We start from the raw sequence: 14,668 nt of genomic DNA, 5'->3' as shown, positions 1-14,668 counted from the left end.
TTTAGGTTTTTTAGTCGCAAAATTTGCTTTTAAAAGATAAACTGGATAATTTTATAAGGAATTTATCGACTTATTTGACGAAATCAATATCGCCGTAAATAAAAACCCTACCGAACAAAAAATTAATACTGCGCCTAGTCCTAATAGTCCTATAATAACTCCGCCTAACATTGAGGCTATTGGAGTCAACCCCATTGAGCCAATATTAAGCACGCTAGAAACCTTAGCTAGCATATCTTTATCTACCCTAGATTGTATAATCGTAGCGACGGGAATATTAATATTAACTACCGACAATCCAAAGAAAAATAGCAAACAACTGGTTATTATTAGATAAGCCGAAACGCTTAACTTTGTATATACAAATATGTAAAAACTAATCGGCGCTATCGTCATTGCAACAGCCATAAGCAACATCCACAGCTTAATAGATTTGCCATATTTTGCCTTTTGCGCTTTATGCGATACAATCAAACCCATAATAAGCGAACCTGCTCCAACACAAACTGACCAAATTGACTGCCACATTTCAGGCTTGACTACGCTACTTAATAAATATTCGCCGTTTAAATAAGTCTTAATAAAATACGGCGCTCCGTTAGACATATAAGGCGTTAAAAAGAAATTTACAAAGAGTATGCCCATTATTAAGCCAACAAGGGCTTTTTCAGGTTTAAGATATCTTATCCCTTGAACAAAGTCGGCAAATACATTTTTAATAGTAATCGTCCCTTCTTTCTTAACAAAGTCGTATCTTATAAATATTTCCGAAATTCCGCTTAAAACGTATAGGATACCTATTAAAACAAATAACCACATTATCGGTAATATGGAATAAATTATGCCGGCAATTAAAATACCTACTATGCCTTGCAAGGAATTTAAAACGCTAAAATAACTGTTAGCCTGTTGAAGTTGCATAGGTTTTACAATATAAGGCGTCAAACTTGAAGTCGCAGGCGAAAAAATTGCGCCAATAATGTTACTGACTATGCCCATTATAAATAAAACTACTATTTGCAGAATAACCATATCGTTTGCAATACAAAAATAAATTACAACTGCCGAAATAATAATAATTCCGCCCTTTATAAAATCACAAATATAAATTATTTTAGCTTTGTTGTATCTATCGGCAAGCACTCCGCCTACTGTCGAAAACAATAAAAAGACAACGCCACAAGTCGCAAGAAAGGCTCCTTGAATAATGGCGTTGTTATTAGTGATAGCTAAAATGTAAAAACTTACTACAAAACTATAAAATGTATTGCCTACGTTAGAAACAAGCGTGCCTAAAAAAAGCAATAAGAAATTTTTATTTCTCAGTACGTTAGGCAGTTTTGGACTGTTTGAATTGCCGACGTCGTCTTGATTTGTTTGATTTTGTCGGTCGACATTGTTAACTTCTTGTCCTTCGATTAGTTGCTGGTCAATTTTGTTGGTCAAATTTTTCTCCTTAAAAAAGTTTGCGTGAGACCATTTCTTGTACGGCAAAGGAAATAACGTCTTCGGCAAATTTGCCCGAACCAAAACCGGCGTCATAGCCAAGCTCTTTGGCTAATTCGTGGTTAATTCTTGCTCCGCCACAAATTAAAACAACGTCTTTGCGTAAATTGTCGGCTTCTAGTAGCTCGACTAATTCGGTTAAATTTGCAATATGAATATTTTTTTGCGTAACTGTTTGAGAAACAAGCAAAATATCGGCTTTAACTTCCCTTGCTTTTTTGATAAAGTCTTCGTTTGCAACTTGGCTACCCATATTGATAGCCTCAATCATATTATATCTTTCTAGACCATAGTGACCGGCAAAACCTTTGCGGTTCATAATAGCGTCTATACCTACGGTATGAGCGTCCGTACCTGTTGAAGCGCCTAAAACTACAACTTTCCTGCCGATATTACGCTCGATATATTCGTCGACTTGACGCATATCCATAACGTCGCTTGTAACGTCTAGCGCTACTATCTCGTCATAATTAATTGTATGAACGCAACTGCCATAAACTACATAAAAGGTAAAATTATCGTCAAGCGCCCTTGCATAAGCTACGTTTGGCTCGGCAATACCCATCTTCTTTGCGTAGAGAGCCGCTGCCTCGTTGCCCTTTGCATTGTTTGGAATAGGCAAAGTAAAGCTAATCTGCACTTTTGAGTCGTTAATTGTGTCGCCATAAGGGCATAGTTGCTTAGTGTCAAGCGTGGTATTAGTACTTTTTTTAGATAAGTCGTATAAACCTGACATTTATTTGCCCTCCTTATTTGTAAGCATAAGCTCGATAAAGGGGTTGAAATATTTCTCTCCCTTGCTAAATACGCCGTTAAGCCCTTTTCCGCCGTCTTGCGACCGCTTTATTGAGGCAAATATACCTTTTTCTAGCGTGCCAAACAATTTAAGCTTCTCAATCTCTTGAAGTAGGTCGGTTGCCTTAGTTAGAACTTCGTTAGCCCTCTGTTCGACTAATCCGCCCTTAGCAAAAGTAATCTCGTTGCCTAAATCGCTCATAGTGTTGAAAATATATTGAGCGTTTTCAATAGCTAAGGCTCGGTCTGCCATAAATGGAGTATGAATAGCCTCAGTCATCATACCTAGCAAATGTATTTTTTGTCCGGTAAGAATTGTAACCATATTAAATAAAGCGTCTTGAATATGTCCTCTAAAAATATTGCCCGTCATAAACTTTGTTGGTGGCATATATTTAAGGGGCGCTTTGGGAAATATTTCCCTAGCCATTTGAGCTTGGGCTAATTCGTATACAAAGCCATTTTTTACCTCTGGGTCAATCTCAAAAGCGTGACCTAAGCCCATTTGTTCTTCGGGTAGCCCGGCTTTAAGAGCGAATTGTTCGTTTAAAAATTGCGAGGCAAGCACAGTATGCGCTTCTTCTACGGCGTCGGCTGTGGTTAAGTAGTTGTCCTCGCCTGTATTTATTATCACGCCTGCGTAGCCATTGATTACCCTAGAAAAATATTGGTCGACAATAGTACGCTTCATATTGATATCTCTAAATAAAATACCATATAGCGCATCGTTAAGCATAACGTCAAGCCTTTCTAATGCGCCCATTGAGGCAATTTCGGGCATACATAGTCCCGAACAATAGTTGCATAGTCTAATATATCTCTTTTGCTCCTCGCCGACTTCGTCTAATGCCGAACGCATTAAGCGGAAGTTCTCTTGCGTTGCATAAGTACCGCCGAAACCTTCGATAGTCGCTCCATAAGGAACATAGTCAAGCAAGCTTTGCCCCGTCGTGCGGATAACTGCAATAATGTCAGCTCCCTGCTTTGCGGCGGCTTTTGCCTGCGTAATGTCTTCGTAAATATTACCTGTCGCTACAATCAAATAGATGTAAGGACCGTCTTTTTCGCCAAATTTTGTTAAATATTCTTTGCGTTTAGCAACGTTAGCGTCAATACGCTTCATTGTCTGTCGGGCAATATCAAAGATTGCCTTTCTAACTTCGCCTATCTCACGAGGTTTAACTCTCGACAAATCGAGTTTACCCTTGTTAATTGCTTCGGCGGTTTGTTGCGGACTAAGGCCATTTTCGAGTAACGAACAGCCTAAGTAGTACGCTACGCCCATAGCTAAGTGATTGTTGTTTGCAAGGTGGTCGACGACGATGTTAGGCATAGGAACGCCTACTTCGTTAACTCCGTCAATGCCAAGCAAACGGCATACCGCGCGCTCTACCGTTTGGGTAGAGTGCAAGTCGATATACTGTTGGGTGTGTTCGGCAACCCGCATAGCAGATTGCCGAGCTTGATTTACCAAATTTTGATTTAAATTAAGTTTACTTTTCATATCTCTTTTTGTGTGGTCTTGCGACCTAAATACTATTTTTTGTGTCGTTGCTCTCTTGCAAGATTTGACGGAGCAATAGATAGCGTTTGTCCTTGTTCTAGTCCGGCGACGCCTACCAGTTTAGGTTTGTTACCGCTTTGACATACTTTACAGTGACAATCTTGGTGATAGTTTGTCGGTTCGGCATAAGTTGTAATAACGCCTTCGAAGTTTCTAAGTATAACTTTATTTGCCGAACTTGAAATAACATAGTCTGGCATAACCGGAATTTTACCACCGCCACCGGGGGCGTCTACAACAAATGTTGGTACGGCAAAGCCCGAAGTATGCCCTCTTAACGCTTCAATTATCTCAATTCCCTTAGAAACTGAGGTGCGGAAGTGTTCAAGCCCCATTGACAAGTCGCATTGATAGATGTAGTACGGGCGAACACGAATTCTTACAAGTTGCTGTACAAGTTCCTTCATAACAAACACGCAATCGTTTACGCCTGCAAGTAGAACGCTTTGGTTACCTAGCGGAATACCGGCATTAGCGAGCATAGCGCAAGCCTTGCTTGACTCGGCAGTAATCTCGTTAGGGTGATTAAAGTGAGTGTTAAGCCATATCGGGTGATACTTTGCAAGCATAGCGCATAATTCGGGCGTAATTCTTTGTGGCAAAACTACGGGAACACGAGAACCTATTCTAATAATTTCTACGTGAGGAATAGCCCGCAAACGCTTAATAACGCTTTCTAATTTGTCGTCGCTTAGCGTTAATGGGTCACCGCCAGAAAGCAATACGTCACGAACTTCTTTATGAGTGGCAATATACTCTATACAGTTATCTATTTGATTGTCTAAGCAAGGACTGTCGGTTTGACCTGCAAAACGCCTGCGAGTACAATGCCTGCAATACATAGAACATTGGTCTGTAAGCAAAAATAGCACTCTATCGGGATACCTATGAGTTAACCCTTTAACCGGCGAATCTACGTCTTCGTGCAAAGGGTCGAGCAAGTCGCTTTCGCTACGATGTAATTCGTCAACTGTGGGTATTGCCTGACGTCTAATAGGGTCAAACGAATTCTTTAAATCTATTAAGGACAGATAATATGGCGTAATTGCCATTCTAAGCGTAGAAAGGCACTTACTAACCCCAACTTGTTCCTCTTTTGTAAGAGTGATGTATTTATTTAGCTCATCAAGAGTCTCAACACGGTGTTGTATTTGCCAATGCCAGTCGTTCCAAAGCTCGTCTTTCACAGAAGCAAACAAACCGTTAGCTCTACTTATATTCATTTTTCCCCTCTCTCTGTTTTTAATTTATTAGATATATTTTTTCTCGAATAACTCACGAATCTTAGGACTCTCTCTTAATACGTCGAGAGTGATGTCGGCGTGGTTTTTGGTGTAACCGTTACCAATAATCATAGTAACGTCTTTGCCAATACCCTCTGCGCCAAGCGCTGCTCTTGTAAAGCTTGTAGCCATTGAGAAGAAGTAAACAATACCGCCATCTCTTACGGGTAGAATTGTTGACATTTCGGTGTTAGGAATATTTACGCAGTTGATAGAAATATCATATTCTTTGCCATCGTTAACTGCTAAGGCTTTTTCAAGCACTTCGGTAGGCATAGTTGCGCTTGCAAGTACTGCGTCGTCGATTACGCCGAGTTCTTTAAGGGTGTCTACATACTCTTGTTTGCGAACAACAGCTACTACTTTGCCGTTCTTTCCGGCTTTCTTTTTTGCTTCATAGCAAACAAGAACGCCACTCTTTCCGCCTGCGCCAAGTACTAATACGCTGTCGCCTTTTTTAACAAGGTTTCTTGTTTGAGCGGGAGCGCCTGCTACGTCAAGAGCTGCAAGAGCTAGGTTTTCGCTCATATCGCTAGGAAGTTTTGCATAAATTGCGCTTTCGAATAAAACTGCCTTAGCTATAACGTCAACTCTTTCTATCGCCGTATGTACTGCGAGAACTTTTTCAATTTTTAAGGGAGTAGTTGACAAAGATACTAAGGAAGCAATCTTATCGCCAACTTTTAGTCCGCTCTTTTCTACTAGGTCTTGACCTATATAAGCGACCTTACCTATAAACATACCGCCACTGCCTGTAACGGGGTTTTGCATTTTGCCAATACCGCCAACAATTTCACAAACCTTGTCAGCTATTTTTTGCTCGTCGCCGTTTGCCTCATTCTTAATTTGGGTAAAACTAGCCGAGTCAATATTTAACGAAATAACGTCGCAAATAATCTCATTGCTGTATAATTTTGTCATATCGTTATCGAGTTTTTTCGCAGCCTGTGGTAGAATTCCTACGGGTTCAATAACTCTGTGCGCGCCATACTTGTTTCCTCTCATTTTTGTAAATCTCCTTTAATTTTTTAATTATTGTTAAGATATATATATCTTATTTTAAATTTAATATCGCTCTTGCTTCGGCTGGATTTGCAATTTCTCTGCCGAGTAATTTAGCGATAGCTACTACTTTTGCTACTAATTCGCCATTGCTCTTTGCTTTAACGCCTTTTTCTAAATATACGTTATCTTCAAAGCCAACTCTTACGTTACCGCCGAGTAGTATTGACATTGTAGCCATTGGAAATTGTCCTTTGCCTACGCCCGACACTGTAAAAGTACTGCCTTGCGGAATACTGCCAGCCATAAATACTAGGTCACGAGGAGTTGCGCCGATACCGCCGTTTACGCCCATAACAAAGTTAAAGTGCATAGGAGAAGCGATAATGCCTTTTTTGTTGAGTCTTAAAGCAATATCAACCATACCTTTGTCAAAAACTTCAATTTCGGGTTTAATATGTCTTGCTTGTATTTTTTCGGCAAATTCAATAATAGTGTTTTCGGTGTTGACAAATATATCGTCTCCGCCAAAGTTGCAAGTGCCACAATCAAGAGTTGCCATCTCGGGCATAAGGGTAATAGGCTCTAATCTTTCGTCATTGCTCATACCAACTGCTCCGCCTGTGCTAGGTTGAATGATAACGTCGGGACACTTTGCCTTAATAGCCTTGATGCAAGCGTCGAAACGCTTAGCCGATTGCGTTGGAGAACCGTCGTCTTCTCTTACGTGTAGGTGAATTATGCTTGCGCCGGCTTGGTATGCGCCATAAGCCTGCTCGGCAATTTCTGCTACGGTATAGGGAACTGCGGAATTTTGTTCCTTAGTTACTTCTGCGCCACAAATTGCGGCTGTAATAATTAATTTATCCATATCTAGTACCTCTTTAATATATTTCTTGTTGAGTAATAAGTTATAATAATTTAAATAAGCCTTAAAACTATATTTAAATATTCTAATTCTACCTTGGTTATGTTGTCGGTAGCGACAAACTTATTAAGTTAGACGAGACTATTTGTTTCTTTGTTTGTCGAGCGGAACTACGCAAGTACCTGAGGCTTTGCAAACAAGAATAGGCGTTTCTAACACGTCGCAAGCCGAATCGTTGATGTCGTTTCTTGGAGTGATTATTTTATAAGCGGCAAATGTCATTTTACGGCTTGTTCTGCCGACATTGACAATTTCGCCTTCCGCCTCAATAAAGTCGCCGGCGTGAACTGGGGCTTTAAATTCTACGTTGTCATAAGCGCAGAACAAACCTTCGTCGCCGTCTTGTCTAATGAGTAGTTCGGTAGCAACGTCGCCGAACAAAGCAAGCATTCTTGCTCCGTCAACTAGATTACCGCCATAATGCGCATCATGAGCGCTCATTCTTAGCCTGATTGTACATTTCATATTAAAACTCCTCCTAAAAAATACAAAAAGCTATTAAAGAATGTAAAATTCTCTAATAGCGCTTCAACTAACTATCTGTTAAATTGACAGTAACAACACCCTAAGTATTGTTACCAGACGAACAGTCGCAACAAACTGCTAGCCTTCGGCAAGCAGCATATTCTAACTAACTATCGGGGGTTGCAGCCCAAGTTAAGTTATACCTTGTTACTCGCTCCTCTATGTATTTAATTATATTTATATTATACTATATTGTAACTTATTTTGTCAACAGAGTTTACACAAATTTTTTTGGTTTAAGGCTCTATTTTACTTAAAATATCGCTATCAAGCCCGAGTAATTTGCAAATTGTAATAGCGTCTTTTGGCAAAGGAATATTGTCGACTTTTACAAGACCGTAATTCATACAACCGGCGATTTGCTCTATGCCTTGTTCTTGGTCGAACAAACGCATTTTTTTAATTTTATCCTTATCTAACCCGATTACTTGATAGTGATATTTTGCCTCGTCGGCAACGTTATCTAGGTGCGTTGTCATTAAGACAAAACTACTATTTTGATTGAAAGTTTTGACAACGGCAGAAAAAATTGTTTGCGCTTCGCCTGCGTTAGTGCTACGGGCAAACTCGTCAAAAACAATAAAACCAACTTCTTTTTTTGCCTGACGATAGACGAAATTTAAGTTGACTATTTCTGTCCCAAATCCCGACAACCCCTTGCTAATTTGTTCCTGTTCGCACGAAATAAAGGAGAAAAAATCAAAAAATGGCGTTTCAAATTTTTTAGCAAAAACATAGCAACCAAGGTGCGCCAAAATAACGTTAAGCGTTATAGTTTGAATAAACACGCTTTTACCGCCCATATTAGCCCCTGTGACGACCGTTACCCCCGAACCTATACAAATAGCAAGGGGCGTAAAGCTCTGCCCACGTTGTTGCAACAAATCGCTTATTTGCGGATTTGTCATATCTACAACTTTTAAATTTTCGCAGTCTATTTGAGGTCTAGACGAAGGATATTTTAAGGCAAAAACAGCCTTAGCTATCAATAAATCAAGCCTAGCTATTTGATTGCAATTATATTCTATGTCGCCAAGATAAGGAATTAATTTTTGGCATAACGATGCTTTAATAACATTTTCTATTTGCATTTCTTTTACCGACAAATTAATAAGTTCTTGCATATTTGAGGGTGTTTTTAAATTTTGTTTTATCAGTTTTTCTATCGCCCTTTTTTGTTTTCTAACCGCTTCGAGTTCGGGCGAAGAAGTGTCTTCTATATAAAAAGTGGGTATACCGCTACCGTCTTTGTCGAGAATTTCAAGCGGTTTTGTAGTGTCGGCAAAACTTAAATTTAACTTTATTTCTTGATTTATTATATTAAATTGAGTGATAATTTTTTTGCAAAGCAATAGAAATTCCTTAAACTCAAACAGCTCTACTTCGTCGAGTTGAAGGCTAGCGCACCTTTTGATAGAACGCAAAATATACTTACTTTGACTAAACAAATGAGCGAGCATCTCAAATTCTGCTTGAAATTTACGATAATTATCAACTACTAATTTAAGATTATCAAGTTCGCAATTCAATTCGCCAATTTGGCTACGTGAAAAAACACTTAGCCTTTTAAGCCTCTCTATTCCATAGGGCGATGTTGGACAAATATTCTCAATAACAAATTTAAGCCCGATTAAACGTTTTTGTTCGGCGGTAAAAGTTTTCATTCTTCCTCGACATTTACAACAGGTATTTGTATTTCTTGTTGCATTCTCTTTAATAATATATTTTTGTCTAGCATAATTCCCCTATATGACAATGGATTAATAGTAACGACTCTTAAATTTGCATTTTTAACGACGCCAAGACCAATTTTTCTTACGACAAGATTATCATAGATTTTTTTGCTAAGCATAATTTTGCTACTGTCATAAGCGTAAATTGTCAAATCATTAATATTTAAACTCAGTAACGGAGCTACTAAGCTGTCGGTCAACGCCGTATCGACATAGATAAATTTAGTATTTTCAGGCGTTTCTTTTAAGGACAAATCTTTTGCAAGCAAGTCATTTTTGCTAGATAAAAACAACGTGCCTTTATGCTCTTTTATCGTTTGGTAAAGTTTCTCGTCCATTTTTTCAACCGAAAGCAATTTTACCATATAAGCGGTTTGCTCTACAAGTTCGTCGATACTGTGGCTAAGCGATGCGCCGGTTGATAAAATTATAGAGTTAGACAAGTCGGGGTTTCCAATACTACGCCGAGAAATTGCGCCATCGATTAAAATTTTGGTTGCGCCAAGCCCTATAAACAAGTCTTTAAGCGTTTGCAGTTGGTCGACCATAGACGGCCCAGCAAGTTGAACAAAACCGCAAGAAAGCGCCCGAACAATTACAACTTTGCCTAACGGAGTGTTTATATTTGTTGTATAAATAATCTCTTTTGTAATATGGCAAAATGGCAACAGCTCGCTTGCGGTTGCAAACATAACGCCTTTATTTACATAAATCTTAGGTTTTATAGTATTAGTAACAACGTCTTGCGATTCTCCGTCACGCCCAACCGAAGTAAGCGCAAGCCTTTCGCCTCTATATTGCTCTATTAATTTATTAAGTACGGTAGTTTTGCCGGCATTTTTACACATTCCAACTACCGATACCACATAATCATTTTCTATATAATCAATTATCATTTTTTTAAAAATCTCCAAGCGCCGTTATATTATCTTAACTAATGTAAATTGCGATAAATATATTTTTGCTTATGTTTTAAGCGTAAATTGCGATAGAATATTTTTCTTGCGCTTACATATCTATTTTACAAGAATTTACAGTATTTTCATAGCGTTTTGTCGATAAATTACAAAATATATCTTGGCAAGCAAACGCTGTAATTTTCATTTTTGTTTCTAGGTCGAAGCTTGTAAATTACAAAATATATCTTGACAAGCAAACGTTACGCTTGTTAATTTTGCGTCTAACTCTACCAAATAAATAATTTTAGGTAGAGTAAGGCGTACAAGACAGCTAAATGCAAGGGGTAATATATGTAAAACAAATATTTAAGTTGGGCTTGTCCCCTCTTTCCGCTGTAACACAGTAGTAGAGGCAAAGCTAGTAGGCAAAACCATTGTACGGCGACGCTACTTAGCGATAAAAGAATCAAACCCAAGCTAAAACTTGCAAAGTTAAGCCATTTGTTGTCGGCAAATAACAGCGTTGAGGGCAAAACTATGCCGATTAAGCCATAGTCAATCGCAAATTGCGGGTTGTTAATAGTTTTTCCCAAATAGTAGCATAGGTAATACATCAAAGACAGATAAATTATTGCAACGCAACTAGCTAGAATAATTTGCCGAGTATTTTGAGTTTTTACACTATTTTTTAGCCAAAGCGAAATGTAGCAAAAAAGTAAGGCAAGCGACAGCGTTATTAAAACATTCTGGTGATAGTCGTTTAGAGCAAGCACGGATACAGTTTGACAAAGTATGCCGAGTAGAAATATTTGCATAAAATATTTTAGCTTATGGCGTGTAAACATCGAACCTTGCGCAAGCATAAAGGCAAATATTGGGTAAGAAATTCTACCGATTGCTCTAAGCCAAGTTGCTTGCGGATAAAACAACATACCGAAATGGTCTATTGTCATACTAATAATCGCAATTAATTTTAGCGCATTGCTTGACAAAACGCCCACATTCTCTCTTTCTTTAAGCACAATCACCTCTAAAATTAATTATAGCATAAGATAAAATATAATTCAATATATCTTGCGTTTTGCAAATATTTTAGCCCAAGTTATTACAAAAATGACATATAAATTAAATAAGTTAGAATGTTTTTTTAAAAAAATAAAACGAATTTGTTATGCCACTAAATTAAACTAAATAATACCCGGGTATTAAATTTGCTACGCTAATGTAATTTAAATGACTAAAAAACAAACGCTCTTGCTAGAAAAATTAACAAAGGTAAATGCTTTTGGTAAAAGTAACCCTGCCATACAATTTAAGAACTACTTTGCTACGAACTGGAAACTAAAACTATTCTCATTACAAATGTTTGTGAAATAAAAATGCTCTCATAAAGAGAGCAAATAGTTAATTAAATTTAGTTTTACACATTGAACAATAATAACCTACGCCGTCTTTATTCTTGCGACAATATCTACTTCCGCATTTAGGGCAAACGAGCGCCTTACTGTTTAATCTATTAGAACTTGCATTTGAGCAATTAGCGCATAGTCCGTAGCTACTAATTTCCCTACCGCATTTAATACATTGTGGCATATTTATAGCCTCTTGTTAAACAACACAGTAATAGGCGATTAAAAAAGCCAAACTTACTACTAAATATCCTAGACCGATAAAAATCATGTGCATAAACGGAACGTCTTCTACGTGTTTCTTTTCTTTGTATTCGGCAAAATTACGTATTTTTCTTTTTTCGGGAGCTACAAAAATGGACGAAACCGTAAACTTAATGCCGTAAACAATCATATCAAAAGTACCTTTGTTGCCTGTAAAAATTAAAAGACCTAAACCCGTAATAATAACCGCTACAATAAAAAAAGAATCGCATAGAGCCATTAATATGTCGGCTGTTTCTGTTGATTTAAAAAGTCCAACGGCAAACATACATAAAAAAAGAAAAATTACCGAAATTGCGGCTGTAATAAGATAGTTTTTCAGTTTATACCGTTTAAGCGCTTGCCTTTCTCTCTCTTTATCTACGTCGTCTTTTGGTATTAATTGTTTGCTCTCGTCAAATGGCATATTACTCCTCTATTTATAAAAGCCTTGTTATATACAAGGCTTTTATAAACTAAATACGTTAAATTACTTTAATTCCTTCTTGTATCTTTCAAACTCCTCAGTGTTACACAAGATAAAATGCCCTTCTTTGATTTCTCTTAAAATTGGTTTTTCTTTTGTGTAATCGTGGTCTGCGATAGGATTATAGACAATTCTCTTTCTAGTCTTCTCATAGATTGGGTCTGGAAGAGGTATTGCCGATAACAAGGAACGAGTGTATGGGTGTAAAGGATTTAAGAATAACTCGTTTGAAGTAGTTAACTCAACCAAATTGCCATAGTACATAACTGCAATTCTATTTGAGAAGTACTTAACAACCGACAAGTCGTGGGCAATAAACATAATTGTTAGCCCTAATTCTTTCCTTAGGTCGTTTAAAAGGTTGATAACTTGCGCTTGTATAGAAACGTCTAGCGCAGAAACAGGTTCGTCGGCGACGATTAGCTCGGGGCGCATAATGATTGAACGAGCTACGCCTATTCTTTGTCGTTGACCGCCACTAAATTCGTGGGGATATCTATCGGCGTGTTCACGCACAAGGCCAACTTGTTCAAGCGCTGTGTTGACTTGGTCGTTTATATACTTTTTGTCCTTAACGCCTTTGATAATTAAACCTTCGGATATAATATCTCTAACCGTCATACGAGGGTCAAGAGAAGCTATTGGGTCTTGGAAAATCATTTGAATTTCGTTAATCAATCTTTCTTTCTTAGCTAGTCTAACTTTTTCTTTATATTCGGTGGTTAGCTTAGCTTTTTCGGCATCAGATTGAGCGGCATCAATTTGAGGTAGGTATTCGTCGTTTAATTTGTCAACTAATTTGCGAGAATAAACTTTATCGCAATTTAGATGGTCAAATCTAGCCTCTTTGATAAGTTGTCTTTGGGCTAAAACTATTTTTTCGGTTTCGGCTCTCTTTTTCTCTATTTCAAGTTTATCGGTAGAAGTTTTGCAAAAAGCCTTAAAGTCATTTTTTGCCGTTTTGATAGCGTTTTGATAAGAACGTGTCCCTGCTACAATTCTTTCGCCCTTGAAATAAACGTTACCCGACGTAGCGTCGTATAACTTCATAATTGAACGACCCGTAGTTGTTTTACCGCAACCAGACTCGCCAACTAGCCCGAAAACTTCGCCTTTTTTGATGTTAAAGCTAATGTCATTTACAGCTTTAAGTTCAAATCCTGGTCCCATCTTAAAGTATTGACATAAATGTTCTACTTTGAGTAAAATTTCATTATTATTTTCCATCACTAGCGCCTCCTAACTTCTTCATACGGGCAATTCTGTCTGTAACAGCCTTAGGCGGGTCAACTTTTGGAGCGTCCGGATGCAATAGCCACGTAGCGGCATAGTGCGTTTCGTTGATTTGGAACATTGGAGGTTGCTCCTCAAAGTCAATTTGCATAGCGTATTTATTCCTTTCTGCAAATGCGTCGCCAAGTGGCGGGTAAATCATATTTGGAGGCGTGCCGGGTATAGCGTCCAACTTTTCATTTGTGTCAAGGTCGGGCATTGAAGACAACAAAGCCCAAGTATAAGGGTGTCTGGGGTTGTAGAAAACGTCTTCTGCTGTGCCATATTCTACAATTTTGCCTGCATACATAACGGCTATGCGGTCTGCCATATTAGCTACGACGCCTAAGTCGTGGGTAATAAAGATAACCGACAAATGCCTTTCACGTTTAAGGTCATTGATTAATTCAAGAATTTGAGCTTGGATTGTAACGTCTAGCGCAGTTGTAGGTTCGTCGCAAATCAAGATATCGGGGTTAGCCGACAAAGCGATAGCGATAACAATACGCTGTCTCATACCGCCTGAGAATTGGAAAGAATATTGTCTAAATCTCTTGCGAGCTTCGGGTATACCAACTTCTTCCATTAGTTTAAGGGCAGTATTATTTGCCATTGTGGGCGTTACTTTATAAACCATTGCCGACGACATAGTCTTAAAGAAGTCTATTAGGTCGATTGCCGTTGCGTTAGCGTCATAATGTTCGGCGTTATCTTCTGCCTTAGAATAGTGAGCGATAAGGTTGTTGATAATGCGTTTAATATGGTCTTTCATTACGTCAAGGTCTTTTACGTCGGCTGGAACTACCGTCCAGCTAACTTCCTTGCCCCTTGCCTCAGCCTTGTTCTTCTTTGCAGTTTGTTTATTAAATCTAACAACTTCGGTAGCGTTCTTCTTAATAGCTACAAAGTAGTTGTCGATTGCGCTTTTTAAAGACGACTTAAAGGTATAAGCAAGGCTGTCTTTAATAATTTGCAATCTATCTAGCGATAAGCTAACTGCTTTAAACATAAGTTTGAAAGCA

Annotated in this window: 14 protein-coding genes and 1 riboswitch; all 14 genes read right to left on the bottom strand. The window is 38.2% G+C overall.

Annotated elements, in window-relative coordinates; all coding sequences use genetic code 11:
* Positions 1-51: 51 nt before the first annotated feature.
* Entirely contained in the window at positions 52-1,446 is a 1,395-nt protein-coding gene (locus RR062_05435) for an MFS transporter (GenBank protein MEG2027149.1), read from the bottom strand.
* Positions 1,447-1,456: 10 nt separating this feature from the next.
* Entirely contained in the window at positions 1,457-2,242 is a 786-nt protein-coding gene (locus tag RR062_05430; protein ID MEG2027148.1) for an OAM dimerization domain-containing protein, read from the bottom strand.
* A complete protein-coding gene (locus RR062_05425; protein MEG2027147.1) occupies positions 2,243-3,805 on the bottom strand; it encodes a lysine 5,6-aminomutase subunit alpha in 1,563 nt (520 codons plus the stop codon). It abuts the gene before it with no gap.
* Between the two features lie 32 nt (positions 3,806-3,837).
* The gene (ablA, locus tag RR062_05420) at positions 3,838-5,088 is read right to left on the bottom strand and encodes a lysine 2,3-aminomutase (GenBank protein MEG2027146.1); all 1,251 of its coding nucleotides are present in this window, start codon (positions 5,086-5,088) and stop codon (positions 3,838-3,840) included.
* Between the two features lie 27 nt (positions 5,089-5,115).
* A complete protein-coding gene (locus RR062_05415) occupies positions 5,116-6,153 on the bottom strand; it encodes an L-erythro-3,5-diaminohexanoate dehydrogenase (protein ID MEG2027145.1) in 1,038 nt (345 codons plus the stop codon).
* 49 nt (positions 6,154-6,202) lie between these two features.
* Positions 6,203-7,021 carry a 3-keto-5-aminohexanoate cleavage protein gene (locus RR062_05410; protein ID MEG2027144.1) on the bottom strand — a complete coding sequence of 273 codons (819 nt, stop codon included), beginning with the start codon at positions 7,019-7,021 and terminating at the stop codon, positions 6,203-6,205.
* A 138-nt stretch (positions 7,022-7,159) separates the two neighbouring features.
* Positions 7,160-7,543: a hotdog domain-containing protein gene (locus tag RR062_05405; GenBank protein ID MEG2027143.1), complete on the bottom strand. Its 384-nt coding sequence runs from the start codon at positions 7,541-7,543 to the stop codon at positions 7,160-7,162.
* 48 nt (positions 7,544-7,591) lie between these two features.
* Positions 7,592-7,773: riboswitch (Lysine riboswitch) on the bottom strand.
* A gap of 66 nt (positions 7,774-7,839) precedes the next feature.
* Positions 7,840-9,267 (bottom strand): hypothetical protein, encoded by a 1,428-nt coding sequence (locus RR062_05400; protein MEG2027142.1) that lies wholly within the window; start codon positions 9,265-9,267, stop codon positions 7,840-7,842.
* Complete coding sequence (locus tag RR062_05395; protein MEG2027141.1) at positions 9,264-10,232, bottom strand: hypothetical protein; 969 nt, start codon at positions 10,230-10,232, stop codon at positions 9,264-9,266. Before RR062_05395 ends, RR062_05400 begins: the two co-directional genes overlap by 4 nt.
* 290 nt (positions 10,233-10,522) lie before the next feature.
* Positions 10,523-11,257: a TraX family protein gene (locus RR062_05390; GenBank protein MEG2027140.1), complete on the bottom strand. Its 735-nt coding sequence runs from the start codon at positions 11,255-11,257 to the stop codon at positions 10,523-10,525.
* A 382-nt stretch (positions 11,258-11,639) separates the two neighbouring features.
* A complete protein-coding gene (locus RR062_05385) occupies positions 11,640-11,828 on the bottom strand; it encodes a hypothetical protein (GenBank protein ID MEG2027139.1) in 189 nt (62 codons plus the stop codon).
* Between the two features lie 15 nt (positions 11,829-11,843).
* The gene (locus RR062_05380; protein ID MEG2027138.1) at positions 11,844-12,314 is read right to left on the bottom strand and encodes a DUF3899 domain-containing protein; all 471 of its coding nucleotides are present in this window, start codon (positions 12,312-12,314) and stop codon (positions 11,844-11,846) included.
* Positions 12,315-12,377: 63 nt separating this feature from the next.
* The gene (locus RR062_05375; GenBank protein ID MEG2027137.1) at positions 12,378-13,601 is read right to left on the bottom strand and encodes an ATP-binding cassette domain-containing protein; all 1,224 of its coding nucleotides are present in this window, start codon (positions 13,599-13,601) and stop codon (positions 12,378-12,380) included.
* A complete protein-coding gene (locus RR062_05370) occupies positions 13,591-14,655 on the bottom strand; it encodes an ABC transporter ATP-binding protein (protein ID MEG2027136.1) in 1,065 nt (354 codons plus the stop codon). The genes RR062_05375 and RR062_05370 overlap by 11 nt, the downstream gene beginning before the upstream one ends.
* Between the last annotated feature and the right edge of the window lie 13 nt (positions 14,656-14,668).

The organism is Clostridia bacterium (assembly GCA_036654455.1).
Lineage (GTDB): Bacteria > Bacillota > Clostridia > Christensenellales > CAG-314 > JAVVRZ01.
The sequence above is the reverse complement of the archived record's forward strand: the minus strand, read 5'-3'. Positions and strand labels throughout refer to the sequence as shown.